This is a genomic window from Myxococcus vastator, assembly GCF_010894475.1.
GTDB lineage: Bacteria > Myxococcota > Myxococcia > Myxococcales > Myxococcaceae > Myxococcus > Myxococcus vastator.
Genome location: NZ_JAAIYB010000161.1, coordinates 1 through 16,640 on the forward strand (window position 1 = coordinate 1; position 16,640 = coordinate 16,640).

At 68.1% G+C, this 16,640-nt stretch carries 11 protein-coding genes; 4 read left to right on the forward strand and 7 right to left on the reverse strand.

The window, feature by feature from the left end:
- A partial coding sequence (locus G4D87_RS17565) for a response regulator (protein ID WP_240358358.1) occupies positions 1 to 477 on the forward strand: 477 nt, incomplete at its 5' end.
- Between the two features lie 17 nt (positions 478 to 494).
- Here the strand turns inward: G4D87_RS17565 and G4D87_RS17570 are convergent.
- Positions 495 to 1,466 (reverse strand): PDR/VanB family oxidoreductase, encoded by a 972-nt coding sequence (locus G4D87_RS17570; protein WP_163783227.1) that lies wholly within the window; start codon positions 1,464 to 1,466, stop codon positions 495 to 497.
- 278 nt (positions 1,467 to 1,744) lie between these two features.
- Here G4D87_RS17570 and G4D87_RS17575 point away from each other — a divergent pair, with 278 nt between their 5' ends.
- Positions 1,745 to 2,380, forward strand: coding sequence for a hemerythrin domain-containing protein (locus G4D87_RS17575; RefSeq protein WP_163783221.1), 636 nt, complete (start codon positions 1,745 to 1,747; stop codon positions 2,378 to 2,380).
- A gap of 169 nt (positions 2,381 to 2,549) precedes the next feature.
- Complete coding sequence (locus tag G4D87_RS17580) at positions 2,550 to 3,296, forward strand: SIMPL domain-containing protein (protein WP_163783222.1); 747 nt, start codon at positions 2,550 to 2,552, stop codon at positions 3,294 to 3,296.
- Between the two features lie 34 nt (positions 3,297 to 3,330).
- On the opposite strand, the gene G4D87_RS17585 is transcribed toward G4D87_RS17580, so the two are convergent.
- Positions 3,331 to 5,304, reverse strand: a complete 1,974-nt coding sequence (locus G4D87_RS17585) for a hybrid sensor histidine kinase/response regulator (protein ID WP_205507620.1) — start codon at positions 5,302 to 5,304, stop codon at positions 3,331 to 3,333.
- Positions 5,305 to 5,833: 529 nt separating this feature from the next.
- Here G4D87_RS17585 and G4D87_RS17590 point away from each other — a divergent pair.
- Positions 5,834 to 6,253 (forward strand): hypothetical protein, encoded by a 420-nt coding sequence (locus tag G4D87_RS17590; protein ID WP_240358359.1) that lies wholly within the window; start codon positions 5,834 to 5,836, stop codon positions 6,251 to 6,253.
- 34 nt (positions 6,254 to 6,287) lie between these two features.
- Here the strand turns inward: G4D87_RS17590 and G4D87_RS17595 are convergent, their stop codons facing one another.
- The 5 genes from G4D87_RS17595 to G4D87_RS17615 all read right to left on the reverse strand — a co-directional run bounded on the left by G4D87_RS17595 (position 6,288) and on the right by G4D87_RS17615 (position 16,510).
- Entirely contained in the window at positions 6,288 to 9,305 is a 3,018-nt protein-coding gene (locus tag G4D87_RS17595; RefSeq protein WP_163783224.1) for a putative Ig domain-containing protein, read from the reverse strand.
- Positions 9,306 to 9,467: 162 nt separating this feature from the next.
- Positions 9,468 to 11,444, reverse strand: coding sequence for an Ig-like domain-containing domain (locus G4D87_RS17600; RefSeq protein ID WP_163783225.1), 1,977 nt, complete (start codon positions 11,442 to 11,444; stop codon positions 9,468 to 9,470).
- A gap of 119 nt (positions 11,445 to 11,563) precedes the next feature.
- Positions 11,564 to 12,982, reverse strand: a complete 1,419-nt coding sequence (locus G4D87_RS17605; RefSeq protein ID WP_205507622.1) for an IgA Peptidase M64 — start codon at positions 12,980 to 12,982, stop codon at positions 11,564 to 11,566.
- Positions 12,983 to 13,138: 156 nt separating this feature from the next.
- The gene (locus G4D87_RS17610) at positions 13,139 to 14,650 is read right to left on the reverse strand and encodes a PEGA domain-containing protein (RefSeq protein WP_371928550.1); all 1,512 of its coding nucleotides are present in this window, start codon (positions 14,648 to 14,650) and stop codon (positions 13,139 to 13,141) included.
- 42 nt (positions 14,651 to 14,692) lie between these two features.
- Complete coding sequence (locus G4D87_RS17615; protein WP_240358360.1) at positions 14,693 to 16,510, reverse strand: Ig-like domain-containing protein; 1,818 nt, start codon at positions 16,508 to 16,510, stop codon at positions 14,693 to 14,695.
- Positions 16,511 to 16,640 lie beyond the last annotated feature (130 nt).

Sequence of the window (16,640 nt, forward strand, 5' to 3'; positions counted from 1 at the left end):
GACCCGGGAGGGGTGGGGGCCGCTGACGCTCCGGCGCCCCAGGCCGCTCCGGCTCCAGCACCCGCCGAGGCGGCGACGCGAGGCCGCGTGCTGGTGGTGGACGACGATGCGCTGGTGAGCGGCGCCATCCGCCGCACCCTCTCGCGAGAGAACGACGTGGAGGTGCTGGTGAGCGCGCGGCGAGCCCTGGAGCTGCTGACCGGGGCCGAGGCCCGCTACGACGTGGTGCTCTGCGATTTGATGATGCCGGAGATGACCGGGATGGACCTGTACGACGCGCTCGCGAAGGTGGACTCGCGAGCGGCGGAGCGCATCGTGTTCATCACCGGCGGCGCCTTCACGGCCACCGCGCGGACGTTCCTGGAGCGCGTGGGCAACCCGCGCGTGGAGAAGCCCTTCGACCCGGAGGCCCTGCGGCAGTTGGTCCGGTCCGAAGTGGCGCGTGCTCGCCGGGAGGCGTCGGGCCGGGCGGCATAGCTCCCGGCCCGGCCGTGTCAGAGGTCCAGCACCAGCCGCTTGGAGCGGGCGCGTGACACGCAGACGAGCATGCGCTGGTCGCCCGCGGGCTCCGCCTGGAAGAAGGTGTCGCGGTGGTCGGGCTGGCCATCGCAGACCCGCGTGACGCAGGTGCCGCACGTCCCGGCCTCGCAGTCACTGGGGATGCGCACCCCATTGCGGCGCAGCACGTTGAGCACCGACTGCCCGGCGGGCACCTGCAGCACCTGGCCCGTGCTGCGGAGGGTCACCTCGAAGCCCTGCTCCTCCCGGCCCGTGGCGGCGCGGGTGCCCTCGGCGGTGAAGGATTCGAAGTGCACCTTCTCCCACGGCCAGCGGTGCAGGGTGGCCGCGTCGCGCACGGCGTTCATCAGCCCCGCGGGACCGCAGCAGTACAGCCGTGCCCCCGGCAGCCGCGTGGCCAGCAGCCCCTTCACGTCCAGGCCCCGGGCCGGGTCTCCTCCGTCGAAGGAGAAGCGCACGCGCTCGGCGAAGGGCGCCTGGGAGAGCAGCGCGTGGAAGGCGGCGCGGCCGGGCTCGCGCGCGCAGTAGTGCAGCGTGTAGTCCGCGCCGGTGCGCTGGAGCACGCGCGCCATGGACAGCATGGGGGTGATGCCGATTCCGCCCGCCACCAGCACGTAGCTGCGCGCGAACAGCAGGGGGAAGTTGTTGCGAGGGGCCTTCACCTCCAGCACCGCCCCCTCGCGCACCCGCTCATGCATGGCGTTCGAGCCCCCGCGTCCCTGGGCGTCGCGGGCCACGGCGATGACGTAGCGGTGGGTCTCCTCCGGGTCGTTGCAGAGTGAGTACGCGCGCAGGAAGCCTCCCGGACCTGGGACGCGGACCTCCAGGTGGGCGCCAGCCTCGAAGGGGGGCAGGGTGCCTCCCTCCGTCGCGACCAGCTCGTACGACAGGATGTCCTCGGCCTCGCGAGTCACGCGAGCGACCCGGACGCGCAGGATGTCATTCATCACGGTGCTCTCCCTTCCCCAGTCCCACCAACGGCGCACCCCATTCCCCAGGGTACGGTGGCACGGACATTGGCCCGCGAAACGCCCCCGGGTGATTGCCCGCGAGTCCCGGAGCCCGTCGCATCCTCGGCGGCGCGGCGGGTTGCTCGTGGAGCGGCCGTGCGACCAGGCCGTCCGTGCGCCGCCCGCGCATCCCAGCGGCGTCATCCCCACCATGCAGGACATGCCGCAGTGCGCCAGGAAGCCAGCGGCCAACAAACTCTCAGGGAGGTGTGTCCATGGATGCCATCGCGTTGCTGAAGGCGGACCACAAGACGGTGGAGCAGCTGTTCCGGAAGTTCGAGAAGGCGGGCCCCAATGCCCACAAGTTGAAGCGTCGGCTGGTGGACCAGCTGGTCACCGAGCTGTCCGTGCACGCCGCCATCGAGGAGCAGGTGCTCTACCCCGCGGTTCGTTCACGCTCGGAGGGGTTGGGGCCGGACGTGCTGCGCTCGCTGGAGGAGCACCACGTGGTGAAGTGGCTGCTGGCGGAGCTGGACGGCATGTCTCCGGAAGCGGAGCGCTTCGACGCGAAGGTGCAGGTGCTGATGGAGAACGTGCGCGCGCACGTCCTGCAGGAGGAGAACGCGCTTTTCCCGGCGCTGAAGAAGGTCTTCCGTCCGCAGGAGCTCCGGACGATGGGGGATGTGCTGGAGATGTCGCGGAAGGCGGCGCCCACGCGGCCGCACCCGATGGCGCCCGACACGCCGCCCGCCAACCTGGTCGCGGGCGCGGTGTCCGCGGTGATGGACATGGGCCGGGATGCGCTGAGGGCCGCGCGGCGCAAGGCCACCACGAAGGTGCGCTCGGTCGCGAGCCGGGGCCCCCGTCAGGTGGTGCGTGAGATGACCGGCGCCGAAGCCGCCAGTCCGTGACCTTCCGCCGGGACAGGATTCCGTCGGGTCCGGCGCTCCTTCTTCCCAGCGGGGGAAGGAGCGCTCCGGGCGCGGGCCCGGGGAAAGTGAATGTCACCCGGTGACGGCCGTTCCAAGGGGGCAGGACGTTGCAGTACGACCCGCGGCGGCCCATTCCTGAGGAGGCCTCATGTTCGCTCGACCTGTTCGACCCCTGTTGCTGACCGCGATGTTGCTCACGGGCCTGACGGCCTTCGCGCAGCCACAACCCGTCTCCGCGCCGCGTGCGCAGGCCCCCGCGGGCGTGCGGACGATTCGCGTGGAAGGCACCGGTGAGGTGAAGGCGCAGCCCGACGAGGCCTTCATCGACGTGGCGGTGGAGACGCTGGCGGCGAACGCGAAGGCGGCGGGCGAGCAGAACGCGAAGCGGATGGAGAAGGTGATTGCGGCGCTGACGTCCGCGGGCATCGCGCGGCGGGACATCCAGACGCGCAACTACTCGGTGTACCCGGAGTACGCGCCGCCGCTGCCGAACCAGACGGAGCCGAAGCTGAAGGGCTACCGGGTGAGCAACCTGGTGAGCGTCCACGTGAAGGACCTGTCGCGGGTGGGGAACCTGCTGGACCAGGCCCTGGCGGCGGGCGCGAACCGGGTGGACTCGGTGCGCTTCGGGCTGAGCCGCCAGGACGCGGTGCAGGGCGAGGCCCTGCGGCAGGCGGTGGCGCGGGCGCGCAAGTCGGCGGAGGTGTTGGCCGCGTCGCTGAGCGTGAAGCTGGGCGCGGTGCTCGACGCGAGCACGGTGACGGAGCCGCCGCAGCTCTACCCGGCGCGCTTCGCGATGGCCGAGGCGGCGGATGCCCGCGCGATGTCCACGCCCATCCAGCCCGAGGAGCAGGCGGTGCAGGCGAAGGTGACGCTCGTCTTCGTCATCGAATAGTCCGAGGGGCGTCGGGGGCTGGCCCGTGCCCCGCTCAATGCGTGGACTCCGGCGGGTGTTCCGGCTCCGGGCTCGCCGCCGCCCGCCGTGGCAGCGTCACCGTGAAGGTGGTCCCCGCTCCTGGCGCGGAGCTCACCGCGATGTGCCCCTGGTGCGCGTCGACGACCGCCTTCACGATGAAGAGGCCCAGCCCCACGCTGCGGCTCGCGACGTCCACCTCGTCGGTGCCCCGCTGGAGCGGCTGGAAGAGGTTCGGAAGGTGCTCGGGGGGGATGGGGGGACCTTCGTTGTGGACGCTCAGCGTCACCTGGTCGCCGTCTCCCTCGAGCGTCACCTCGATGGGCGCTTCGGGCTGGCCGTACTTCACGGCGTTCGTCACCAGGTTCTGAATCACCTGGGAGAGCCGGTCCGCGTCCCAAGCGCCCTGCCCATCGCCGCTCGTCACCACATTCACGTGGGCGGAAGGGTGGGCCTCTTCGACCTCCTGCACGGCGGTCCGGATAAGCGCATGGATGTCGATGGGGGTGCGCTCGAGCCGGATGCCGCCGCCCAGCCGGGCCTGGGTGAAGTCGAGGAGCTCCTTCACCATCCGCACGGCACGGGAGGCCGACGCGTGGATGCGGTCCACGCTCTTGAGGGCGTTTGGCTCCAGCTCTTCGGCGCGCTTCAGCCGCTCCGTCCCCAGGAGGATGGCGCCCAGGGGGTTGCGCAGGTCGTGGCTCACGATGCCAATGAGCTGCTGTTCGAACTCCGCCTGCTCCTGGAGCCTGCGCGCGTGCAGCTCCCGCTCCTGCTCCAGCTTCCGTTGCGCCGTGATGTCCTGCAGGAGCGACACGTAGCCAGCCCCGGGTTGTCCCGGCTCGCGGTGCGCGATGAAGGACACCTTCACGTCCCGTGTGCCCCCGAAGCGATAGGGCACGTCATGCTGCTCGAAGGAGAAGCTCTCTCCCGCCAACCCCCGCTTCACGAAGGGGCTCAGCACGGCGTAGGCCGCCTCGCCGACGATGTCTCGAATCTTCTGGTTCCGGAGTTGGTCCTGCGTCAGCCCGAACCAGTCCTCATACGCTTTGTTGACGCGGCCGTAGCGCTCGTCCGCGCCGACGAACGACACCAGGACGGGGATTGCGTCGAGCAGCATGGCCTCCTCCGCCTCACTGGCGCGCAGCCGCTCCGTGAGGGCTTCGTTGCGCTGACGCACCTGGGTCTGTTCGGTGACGTCGCGGAAGATGAGCACGGCGCCAGCGAGGTCCCGTGGCCCCGTGAGAATCGGCGCGGCGCTGCCCTCGATGGGGACCTCTGTCCCGTCCTGGCGGATGAGCAGCGTCGGCCCCGCGAGCCCCGGCGCCGTATCCAGCGCGGGCGCCAGCTCGATGGGCTGCCGGCTGGCGGCGTCGATGATGCGAAAGACCTCTTCCACGGACCGCTGCCGGGCGTCCGTGGTGCGCCAGCCGGTGATGCGCTCTGCCGCGGGATTGAGGAGGACGACGCGTCCAGCGCGGTCCGTGGTGATGACGGCGTCACCGATGCTGGCGAGCGTCGTGGACAGGTACGCTTCGCGCTCTCTCAGCCGCTCGCCCTGGGCATGGATGCGCATGAGGCTGGCGACTCGGGCGAGCAGCTCCGCGTCGTGCAAGGGCTTGGCGATGTAGTCGTTGGCGCCTGCCTGCAACCCTTCCGTGAAGTCATCGTGGGTTCCCCAGGTGGAGAGCATCAGGATGGGGAGGGTGACGTCATCGTAGTGCTCGCGGACGTAGCGGCACGCGTCCAGTCCCGAGATGCCCGGCAACTGCCAGTCCAACAGGAGCACCTCGGGAGGTTGCCCCAGGGACAGCCGCTCCAGCATCTGCTCGGCGTTGCTGAAGGTCTCCGTCGCGTAGTGCTTCGACAGCAGCTCGCGGGCGTGCGCCAGTTGCGTGGGGCTGTCATCGACCAGCCACACGCAGGCTGAAGGCGCGGCATGCGTCGGGTCAGCCGTCAGGTCGTGGAAGTGGGCCGCTGTCTTGCTCACGAGTACGGGGACCGTGGTGCTCAGGGAAGCGCTACCAGACGAGAAAATAGGCAGGGCCCGGCAGGTACGCCGAATTTGCAAGCCAAGGGCGTCTGCTCTCTAGCCCGCTCGTCCTGGGACGCAAGATAGACAACGGATGGCGCTCATGACGGGCCCAGGGCTCCGGTTCGGGACAGCCGTCGGTTGTGTTCCCGGTCAGTGCCTCCATGCAGGGAGAGGGGCCGTGCGACGGAGCGTTCTACCGCTTTCCTGGTCGCCACCAAGGCGCACCTCGGGAAGCGCTGGGTTCTCTGCCGCCAGGGCCATCCGCATGTTGAGGAAGAGACAGGAGGCGTCCGGTGTGGGCCGCCGGCCGTCGCGATGAACTTCCACACGCGGGGAGCACGAGCGCATGAGGGCAACGCGCGGCTGGAGGCGGGTGGCATTCGGGCTGTTCGCCGTGTGGCTCGGTTGCGGCAAGCGGAGCGAGGACCGAGGGCCTCCGTCCGCGAGCGAGCGAGAAGGCCGCTCCGATGTCCTTCGAGGTCTCATGGCCTCACGCGAGCGGCCCCCAGCGTCCGTGGCGCCCGGCGCCGGCGCGCTTCCCGTGGGGACGCTGGGGTCAGGACAGGGCGGCTCGGGGCGGCCCGAGCCCACGGGCCGGCTCCATGGTCGCGTGGCGTGGGTGGGTGACAACGAGCTGCTCATCCGCGGCAACGACGGCGTGGAGTACGACGTCGAAGTGGATGAGCAGACCCGGCTCTACATGAAGGGCGAGCCTGTCATGGGCCTGCGGGAGTATCGCGAGGGAGACGAGGTTCGCGTCACCTACGGCGATGGTCCCGGAGGCCTGGTGGCGCACCTGGTGGACGGGATGCCGGGGCCCGGCGCCGAGCCACCGCGTCAGCAAGAGTCAGCCCCCCGCGAGGACCCCGCGGGCCCCGGCTCGCCGCTCGATTCACCGCGCTGAAGCCGAGGTTGGAGGCGCCCTTCGTGGGAGCGGGTCAGAACGCTTGTCCGTTCACGCGGAGGCCCGGGGACGAGCTGAGACCCGGGGTTATCAGGTGGTGGTAGTCGAACGGCGCGTCGGGCGTGGCGTCGGGGGACCGGTTGAAGGAGATGTTGTCGGAGGTGCCTCCGTAGGACATCTCATCGACGTCGCTCCCATCGAGCGCGAGGAGCCTGACGACGTCGCCATCGTTGTTGAGGCCCAGGCCGCCCGAGGAGGCGGCCACGGTATCGGGCGTACCGGCAGGGAAGCCTCGAACGCCACCAAAGACGACGAAGACCCGGCCGGGCGCGAGCGTGGTGCCGTGGGCGAAGACATGCCGCACGGAGGCGGAGTCCGACAGGCTCCAGCCGGACAGGTCCACGGACGAGGTCCCCGCGTTGTACACCTCGATGAATTCGTAGTGGGTGTCAGACACCGTCTGCCCGGGCGGGATGGGCTCGTTGGGCAGGACTTCGTTGATGATGAGGTTCGGCGGGAGGTCGGGGTCCGTGCCGCTGCCGGCGCCTCCCAGGTCGTAGCGGCTGATGACGGGATAGTGGTCGCTGACGACGTTGCCGTAGTTGGGAATCCACGCGTCCGGGCGCAGGACTTCGACGGAGCCTGACAGGTAGTCATCGGCCAGCTCGTTGGAGGCAAGCGTGTGGTCGATGACTTCGCGATATCCGACGGTGGTCCGCAGGCCGAGCCGGGACAGCGGCTCGGTGATGAAGGTGTAGCGCTGGGCGTCGGCCACGAACGACGCGAAGGGGCTGGGGAGATAGTCGCCGGTGCTGTCCCGGGTGATGGACTGGTCGACGTCATCGTTCCAGTCGCCAATGACGAGCACGCGCTCGGTGGGCAGGGAGGTGTCCAGGTACGCCTTGAGCGCCGCGCTGGAGCGTTGCCGCTGTCCGTAGGAGGACTCGTCGTCGAACGCCTTCATGTGAAGGACGATGACGACCAGTGGCGTGCTTTCGCCTTGGACCGTCGTGGTGAAGTCCACGCGCAGGGGCGGACGGCCACCGAAGTCCGCGTCATTCGCGGTGAGGATGAGCTGCGCCCCCTGGAGCGTGAGGGTGCTGTCGTAGAGGATGCCGGGCTTCTGCTCGCCGCTGCTGTAGTAGGCCGCGCCGTTGGGGACGAAGGATGTGTCATTGGCGAGGAAGCCATTGAAGCCGGGGAGCTGGGCCCTGAGGGTGGCGAAGTCCGCGGCGTCCACCATCTCCACCAGGCCCCACACGTTGGCGCCCGAGTCGCGAAGGATGTCGCGCGCATGGGCAATCTGAAGGTCGTCCGTCGTTCCGCCCTCCGAAGTGGAGTCCGGCGGGCCCTGGTTGGGGGCACCGAACCACTCGAGGTTCCAATGGCCCACCGTGAGGGCCGTGCCCGCAGTGCGCACGGTGAGGGTCAGCCCGCGCCACGCAGGCTGACCCGCGGCGTCCGTCACGGAGACAATGAACGTGGAGTCCCCTGTCTGCGTGGGAGTGCCGCTGAGGCTCCCTGACGTTGAGAGCGTGAGCCCCGAGGGCAGCGCCCCCGAGTCGACATTCCAGGAGAGCGGCGCCTTGCCTCCGGAGGCCTGCAACTGGGTGGAGTAGGGCACGTCCCTGCGGGCATCGGGCAGCGCCGTGGTCTCGACGGTGGGGCGTTCGTGGACGGTGAGGGTGAAGTCGCGTGTGCCCGTCCGTCCATTCGCGTCGGTGACGACGGCCTGTCCGCTGGTGGTCCCCAGCGCGGGCGGGATGCCCGAAAGCTGGCCGGAGGAGGAGAGCCGCAGCCAGGAGGGAAGGGCGCTTGCTGGCGCGAACGTGTACGGCGCCTTCCCGTTGGTGACGGAGTACGTGGCGCTGAAGGACTGCGAGACATGCCCGTCGAGTTGGAGCGCCGGGCCTGTCACCGACGGAGGCCGGTACACGGCCAGGCTGAGGTTCCGGGTGGTCACGCGCGCGTCGGCGTCGGTGACTTGGATGGTGAAGGAGAAGGTGCCTGTCGTGGACGCGGTGCCTTCGAGCAGGCCCGTGCTGGTGAGCCGGAGACCGGCGGGCAGCGAACCCGCGGTGAGCGCCCAGGCATAAGGCGCGCGTCCATCCATCACCAGGAGGCCCTGGCGATACGCGGCGTCGGTATAGGCGTCCGGCAGGGTGCTGGGGGTGATGGTGAGGCCGCCCTGGACGGTGAGGTGGAACGTGCCGGACGCCGCGCGGCCGTTGGCGTCCTGGACTTCTACGATGAATGAGGCGTCCCCTGGAGCACTGGGCGTTCCACGCACGAAGCGGGCTTCCAGTTGGAGGCCCGTGGGCAAGGCGCCCGAGGTGATGCGGAGCGTGAGCGGTGGCCGCCCGCCGATGGTGTGAAGCTCCGTGGAGTAGGTCGCTCCGAGCGAGGCGGAGGGGAGCGTGCCACCGTCCAGGAAGGGGGCGATGTATGCGGAGAACGAGAGGACGCGCTGGCTCGAAAGTCCGGTGGCGTCCTGCACGTGGACGGTGACGGAGAAGGTGCCGGCGCTGGCGGGAACGCCGGAGATGTGCCCCTGTGCGTCGAGGTTCACGCCCGACGGGAGGGTGCCCTCCGCGAGAGCCCAGGTGTATGGCGCCGCGCCGCCTGAAGCGTCGAGCTGCGTGGAGTAGCTCTCGCCGACGTATGCATCGAGAAGCGAGGACGACGCGATGTGGAGCCCGGCGTCGCGCACCTCGAGTTCGAACGTGGCGCGAACCGTCCGTCCGCGGGAGTCACGCACCTCCGCGTCGAAGGACGAGGTGCCAGCGGCTTGAGGTGTTCCGGTGATTTCGCCCAGGGTGGAGAGGCTAAGTCCGGTGGGCAGCGCGCCCTGCGCGACGCGCCAGGAATAGGCAGGGGTGCCACCCGAAGCGGTGATCGAGCCGCGATAGAGCTGCGCGACGGATGCGGCGGGGAGCGTCTCCGTGGTGATGGCCAGTCCGGGGCCTGTGTCGTCAGTCCCGGGAGGTGTGGAGCCAGGACACGCGGTCAGCAGCAGCGCGAGGAGTGGAAGCAGGGCGAGGTGGACGCGCATGAAGACTCCGGCCCGCGAAGGAGTCGGGCCCACGGATGAAAGGAGCGGCACTGTAGAGGCAGCCGTGACAACGGCGCACAGGGTTCCACCACACCCAGGGTAAAAAAGGGCCGCGGCTCACGAGGAGCCGCGGCCCGGAGGCTTCATGTGGAAGCCGTCAGACTACAGGTTGGGCATGCCCCACGAAGGCGCGCCCACCGCCCAGTCCGTCAGGGTGTTGGTGTCGTCCGTGCTGATACGGCGGACGCTGTTGCTCGTGGTGTCCGCGCCGCTCGGAATGCCCGCCCAGACCGCGGACACGTCACCGGCGGAGGGCGTGGACGTGTTGGTGCAGGGCGCACCTTCGCAATCGGCCGGGAGCCAGTGGCCAGCGGCCTGGATGGCCTGCAGGTAACCCGGGAATGCACCAGGCGGGGTGCTCGTCGTCCGGAAGGGCACGGCATCCTGGATGTTTCCGGTCGCGTCCTGCACGAGGATGATCCGGCTGGAGTAGGTGATGGCGTTGGCGCCATTGCCCTTGAAATCCCAGGCAGTATCGAAGTGCGTCGAATTGGCACTCTGAGGGTGCTCATCCTTGGCCAGCGTTTCGACAGGGAAGTCCTGGGCTACGTTGAGGTGCACCACGATGATGTCGCCAGCCGCGACATCCACGTCCGGGAAGTTGGCGAGCGGGCCATTATTGCCAGCGGTGGCACTATCCTGGGCCAGGATGAGGCCTGACGTGGTTCCCGCAGTAAGGACCTTCAACTCAACCAAGTCCTTGGGGTTGGCGCCCGTCCCCCCGTTTGGCTGCACTTCGGTCAGTTGGAGAACGGCCGGCGCGCGGTAGCCGCGGAACGTCTGCGTGCTGGCTTCCGAAGCAACGGAGCCGCCCGCCAGGTCCGTCACGGTGTTCGCGACGGTGACGGAGTAGCTGGTGCCCGGGGCCTGCTCGCTGGTGGTCAGGAAGACCTGCTTACCCTCGACGCGGAACGCGGAGACCGTCAGACCCTCGGTGAGGGTGAACTGCTCCTGCGCGTTGGTGATGCTCGCCGCGGAGATGCTGCGGCTGAAGTTCAGCACGACCTCCGTCAGCGACGTCGCCGAAGCCGACGCGAACGTCGGCGCGGCGCAGTTCGACAGGGTGAGGTCGGACGCCGTGAACGCGGACGGCTGCGCGTTGGCTGCGAACCGCCAGATGGGCCCCGCGTTCAGCGTGAACGTGCAGCCCTGGGTGATATCGAGCTCGGTGGCGAGCGTCGCGGGCACGCGGAGGCGGAAGTTGGCGGCGCCAGCGGTGACGCCCTCAGTGGTGATCTGAAAGCCAGAGTAGCCAGCGCCGATGCCGCTGGAGCCCGCGGCAATCGTGCCCGTCAGGTAGGTGAGCTCGGAGTCCACGGAGTCCAGGCCATCCACCAGCGTCGCCGACGTGTCCGCGGAGCGGTTGACCGCGAGGCCGGCCGGGGTGGCCGTCGACTGGCTCTGGACCGGGTGGCCCTGGCTGATGACCGTGGTCCCGGTGACGGTGACCGCGGAGCGCAGCCCGTCGGTGGTCGCCTTCGACGACACGGAGAAGCTGACCCGGTCACCCACGGCGACGTCGCCCAGCGCATCCTCGTCGCTCACGAACAGGGCGGGGCCCTGGGCCTCGGCCTGGACGAAGAAGCCGGGGGGCTCGATGCTGCCCGTCACCGCGGGCTTGATGAACGTGACGAACGCACCCTCGATGGGCAGCGCGGGGTCGAGCTCGCCATCCGCCGCATCCCGGACCGCCTGAATCTGCGTGCTGGTTGTCGCCACCGGCGTGACGAAGCCCGAGTCCTCGCACGCGCTCGTCGTGGTGTTGCACGTCTCGGTCAGGGCGCAGGTCGCGTTGCTGGTGCAGCCCTCCGTGCCCGCATCCGGGTCGGTCCCCGCGTCACCTTCACCGGCGTCAGGCTCCGGCTCGGTGCCCGCGTCTTCCTCGGTGCCCGCGTCCGAGCCCTGGGTGATGTCGCGCTGCTCGCACGTTCCGGAGTTGCAGGTCCACTGCTTGCCCTCGGCCGGCTGGCCATTGTCACTGCGGCAGTCAAACTGGTCGACGCACTCGTCGCCACATCCCGTGCCCATCGTGACCATCACGGCCGTGACAATCGCCGGGAGCCAAAATCGTTTCTGCATGAGTTCCCCTCCATGGGAAGCAGGTTGTGTCCCCCTTACACCTGAACCGGAGGGCAATCCATTGTCCGGTCCATGTGACATCGGCATTTCACACAAGCCACATCCGGGTTTTCAGGCGTTCAGGGATTGGCCCGAGGAGACCTGGCCGAAGGCCCGGAATACAGGTCGATGACTTCGGAGATGGCGCCCTGGCACACCGCGCAGAATGGGACGCGATCCCGAGTGAACATCACGCAGTCCACCTGGGGCCGGTAGTAGCCCTTCGACTCGTACATGGCCCCCTCGAAGGCCCCGACCCGGCCTGAGTACTTCTGTGAGGAAAGGAACTTTTCCTCCCAGTCCCGCTGGGCCAGGAAGAGCTTGTCCATGTCCGACTCGGGCTTTCGCTGGGCCCGAATCTGGCCGCGCTGCTGCTGCACGGCGGTGGCATGCTTTTCGTACCCAGCCTTGTTCCAGGGGGTAGGCAGAGGTGTTCCTGGAGACACCAGGTGCTTCCACTTCAGGTCTTCCGGGGCGTGGAGCGCGGTGACGTTCTTCTCCCAGGGCTCCAGGCGGTCCGCGGCGGGCGCGTAGACGGATTCAGAGGTGTAGTACTCGTCGGCCAGCCCGGCGAAGTGGTGGCCGAACTCGTGCACGAAGACGTAGGGCGCCCACAGGCTGTCCGAGGCCACGGTGCCGTAGAGCCCGAAGATGCCGCCGCCGCCGTAGGTGTTGCCGTTGACCAGAATCTCCACGAACTCGTAGGGCGCGAAGGCCGCTGCCTCGCGGAAGGCCTTGTTGTCGAAGGTGAGTACGTAGCGCTCACTGCCGAAGGCATCGTAGGTGGCGCCGATGGGCGAGCGCCGGTGGACGCCCGTCGAGGGGCGGGAGATGCCGGACTGGGCCGCGGCGGGGACGAGCCCCCACACGTTGAAGTCCGCCTTGCGCTCCTTGAAGGGAGAGAAGGTGAAGAGGATGTCCACCATGTGCCGGGCATCCTTCTCGAACTTGGCGTGCTCGGCCTTCGTGTAGCCGTCACCCAGGATGAGCAGGTCGACCTTCTGTGCGGACGGCCCGTTCTCCAGCAGCTTCAGCAGCGGTCCGGGCGCGGGAGGAGACGAGGGGTCGACGAACATGTCCTTCGGGTCGACGACCAGCGACCACACCTCGCGGAAGGCGTTCTGGGCATCCCGCTTCTTGAGGAGCACCTGCACGGGACGCTCGGGCGCGGGGAAGCGCAGCGACTCATGGAAGGTGCGGTTGCTGCCGCGCGCCTCGTTCGTGACCTCCCACTCGCCGTAGATGGACGCGAAGCCTCGTGAGAAGAGGAGCCGGTTGTTCTCCCGGTCGCGGACCTCGAAGAGGTACTTGCCGAGGTTCGTCTCGTCGATGGCGCGCTCCGGGTGGCCGGGCCAGGGCAGCGGCTCGATGACGACCTTGTCGAGGCTGAACCGCTCCTCGGTGGCGTTCCCGGTATGGAAGTAGTCGACCCGGAGGGTTCGGGGAGAGGCCGCGGAGGCGCTCGTGGCCAGCAGCAGGATGAAGAGAGCTCGCATCATGGGCGGCACTCTATGCGCCGTGATGGCCTGGCGGTGTGTGTGGACGCGGCTCCCTTATCCAGCACTCGACGTGGCTGCTTGCCTGCGCGGGAGGTGGAGCGATTCGGAGGCTCCACCTCTCGCGGAGCGCGTGTCCATGGAGTCGTGAGTCGTGCGTCAGAACGAGCCGGACAGTGAGGCCGCCGCGCCGTGGCTGTCCGCGGAGAGCCCTACTGAGATGGGCGGTGCCGTGCTCGAATCGGGAGACAGGAGGTAGAGCACCGCGCCCGTGACAACCGCCGCGCTTCCACCGATGAGCAACCCGTTGAGGACATTGCTCTTCTGGACCAGCGAGTCGCGAAGCCCCATCGCCTCTCTGTCACTGGACAGAATCCGGCCGTTGTCGAGCCGCTTCTCCAGCGCGTTCACGTCTTTCTGGGCCAGGAGGCGGACGACGCCCGCGCCACCGAACGCGGCCACGCCCGTTCCCAGCGCGACATACGAGGCCGTGCGAAGGCCGGAGGTAGGACGTGCCCCGGACGCGTCGCCCTCTGACATGAGGTTGGGGGCCGTCAGGTCCATGCCGCTCGCGGACGCGCTCCCGTTCCTACCCCCGGGAGCGTCCCACGGGGCCTTTCCATTGGCGTTCATCACCACGAGGTTGGAGGGCGAGCGGCCGGTGGTGACGAAGTCGACCAGCGCCGCGAGTGCCTCGTTCGGAGCATCTGTCCCCTGGGTCTTGAAGCCGCCTTCGCGGAGCTTCTGGCCTCCTTCGACATTGAGGACGGTGGCCGCGAACCACTTGGGGCCGCTGCTCGGGCGTTCGAGCCGGACGACGATGACCTCCTCCACGCCGAGCGTGCCGCCCAGCCGGACCGCATGGCTCAGCGTGCGCTCGTCGTTGCCGTCCGAGGCGGCGAGGCAGGGGAACGGGCTCGCGGAGACAGAGCCCTCATAGGCCACGTCGATGAGCAACGGCGTCTCGGTGCCCTGGACCTGGATGTGTCGTGGGAAGCTCGTGGTGTCGCCCTTGACGAGGGTGAGGTGGTAGGTGCCCGGGACTGCATCGAGCGACAGCGGCGTCTGGCCCAGCTTGAGCCCGTCCAGGTACACGTCCGCGGCGGGCAGCGTGGACTTCACGGACAGCTTCACCTTGCGCGTCTGGGCGAGCTCCTTCCGGAGCTTGTCGAAGTTCTGTCGAACGGACGGGGCGAAGTAGTCCGGGTTGAGCTGGTACTCGGGCTGGAGCCGCAGCACGTTGCGGAAGGCTGTGTCGCTCTCCTTTTGCTTGCCCATGGCGCGGTAGTTGAGCCCGTGGAGGAGCTGGGCTTCGACGTAGAGCTTCCAGCGGGCGTCTCCCACGGGGAGCCGGGTGATCTGCTGCAGGGCTTCGTCAACGGCCTGGAGCGTCCTGGCGTTGCGGCCTTCGTAGAACTGGTCCTGCGCGGCTTCGAGCTGTCGCTGGAGGTCCTCGTAGCTCTTGGTGGACTGAGGGAAGAGCCGGTCGCTGAACTGGCTGGCGCTGAGCGTGTCCTGCTCGGGGCGCGAGGCGAGGGCTCCCAGGAAGGCCTTGGCCTGCCCGCTCAGCTCCGCGTCCTTGCAGTCGCCACTGGCCACCACCGTGCGGCGAGGGGCCGAGTACGCCATGGTGGATACGAGGCAGGCGACAAGTGCTGGTGCGATCCTCATCTTTGACTCTCTTTGATGCGAAGCTGAAGGGTTGGAGCCTGGTTAGTGGTTTCGTCGATACACGACTATTTCGACGTCTTGCTCTTCTCTGGTCTCAGTCCAGACCAGTGCCAGGTTTCCGGAGGTGTCCGCGTCGAAGCTGTGAGCGCCAATCGAGGTTTGTTTCCCGGGAAAGGCCGCCCGGCTGTTCCATACGAGCTGCCAGTGTTCGTTCTCTCGGCGGTGGATGTTTGTCATTCCTCCCGTGGAGTCGCGTTCGGTCGATACGAGGAGGAGTGCATCGTTGGTAGTGATGGCGCTCCCGCGAACTGTTCTGGTGCTCGTTGCATCCGTCCGTGGTGGGGCGCCTAGCGAGACCCACTGATTGTTGGACCACATGCTGGAGAACAGGTCGTCTTGTGCGTGCGCGCTGCTGCTGCCAGTCCAGGAGATGATGGGTTCATCCGCCGAGTTGAAGAGGAGCGATCTGAATCCCGCGGAATAGGAAGGTTGATTTATACTGCTGTTGACGAACTCCCCCAGTTGTTCCCATTCGCTCCCTGCCCATCGCCAAATGATGATGCGCTTCAGATATGCACTTTCAGAGTATGTGATGGCGACCGTAGGATTGTTGCGGGAGTCGAGCGCGAGCTGAGGCGCCGACATCCCGGTCGTGTTTGTGGGGCCATACACGGGAAGGCCAATGCGCTGCCATTGTTGCTCGTGGGTCCATTGATAGACTTGGATGCCGCCTTCGGAGTCTTCAGGGTCCATGTTGGTGGCAATGACAGGTCGGCCGTCGCGGGTCAGCGCAAGCGCTACGTCCCATGCATGGGGGCGTTCAGGCACGACTCCTTCGCTGCCTCCAAGCCGCACCCATGTTTCCCCAGTCCATCTGGCGACGTGAATGTAGTTGTTGAACTCTGCACCGAGGTTCTCCGTCCAGGCGACGATTGGGTTTCCGTCTGGGCGGATTTGAAGGTTGGGAGAAAAGATGGTGTATTCTTCTGGACTCGTTTTTAGCCCACCTCCGAGTTGCTTCCAGGCGTCACCATCCCAGCGGCTCACGAAAAGGTTTCCGGTCTGGCCATCGAACCGATGTGTCAGAACTGTCGGGTGCCCATTGGGGCCAAGTTTGATGTAGGCAGTAACTCCCGTATAGGGATCGTTTGGAACGATTGAGTGCGTGGGATACGGCACGAACTCAGGAACAGCCCAGCTCCACGCCTCCCCTAGATTCACAGCGGGATTCCCAGCCAGGTCCGTCACCGTCCCCGAGAAGGCCAGCGCCACGGTGCTCGGCGCGGTGAACGCAGTCACAGGGACCACCGTCACCGTCTTCCCGTCCTCCGACAGCGACACCGTGTGTGCCACGGCCACGTCGCCCACCGTCAGGTGCACGGACTCCGTCGTCACGGTGCTCTGCTTCACGGGCTCGGAGAACTCGGCGCGGAGGGGGCTCTGCACCCAGACCTCCTGGGCGCCCTGCGCTGGCACGCGCGACACCACCTGTGGCGGCGTCCGGTCCACCACCACCTCGCGGCTCGCGCTCACATACGCGACGTCCCCCAGCGCCGCGCGTGCCTCCAGCCGGTATGTCCCCTCCGGCTCACCCGCCGTGTCCCAGGTGTATGTGTAGGGCGGCGCCAGCTCCGTCAGCACCTCGCCGTCCTTCAGCAACTCCACGCGGTCCGGCGTGTGGCCTGTCACGGCAAGCCGGACCTCGACCACACCCTTCGTGTAGGCCGTTCCAGCCGGCGCGGTGATTCGCACCTCGGCCTGCGCGGGCTCGACGGCCGGCACGTTGATGCACGCGGACGCGCACAGGAGGACGACGGCCGCCATCCAAGGCGGCGGAAGGGAGCGTTCGGGGATGTTCATGGCTCGCGGGCCGAGTGCAGGTTGTGTTCCGTTTCCTGCCCGACAGTCGCTCGCACATACCAAGCCCGCTCCGCTTCCTCCAACCCACCCGTGCTCCGCGAAAAGCCGAGCCATCTCCACCCCTTACCCG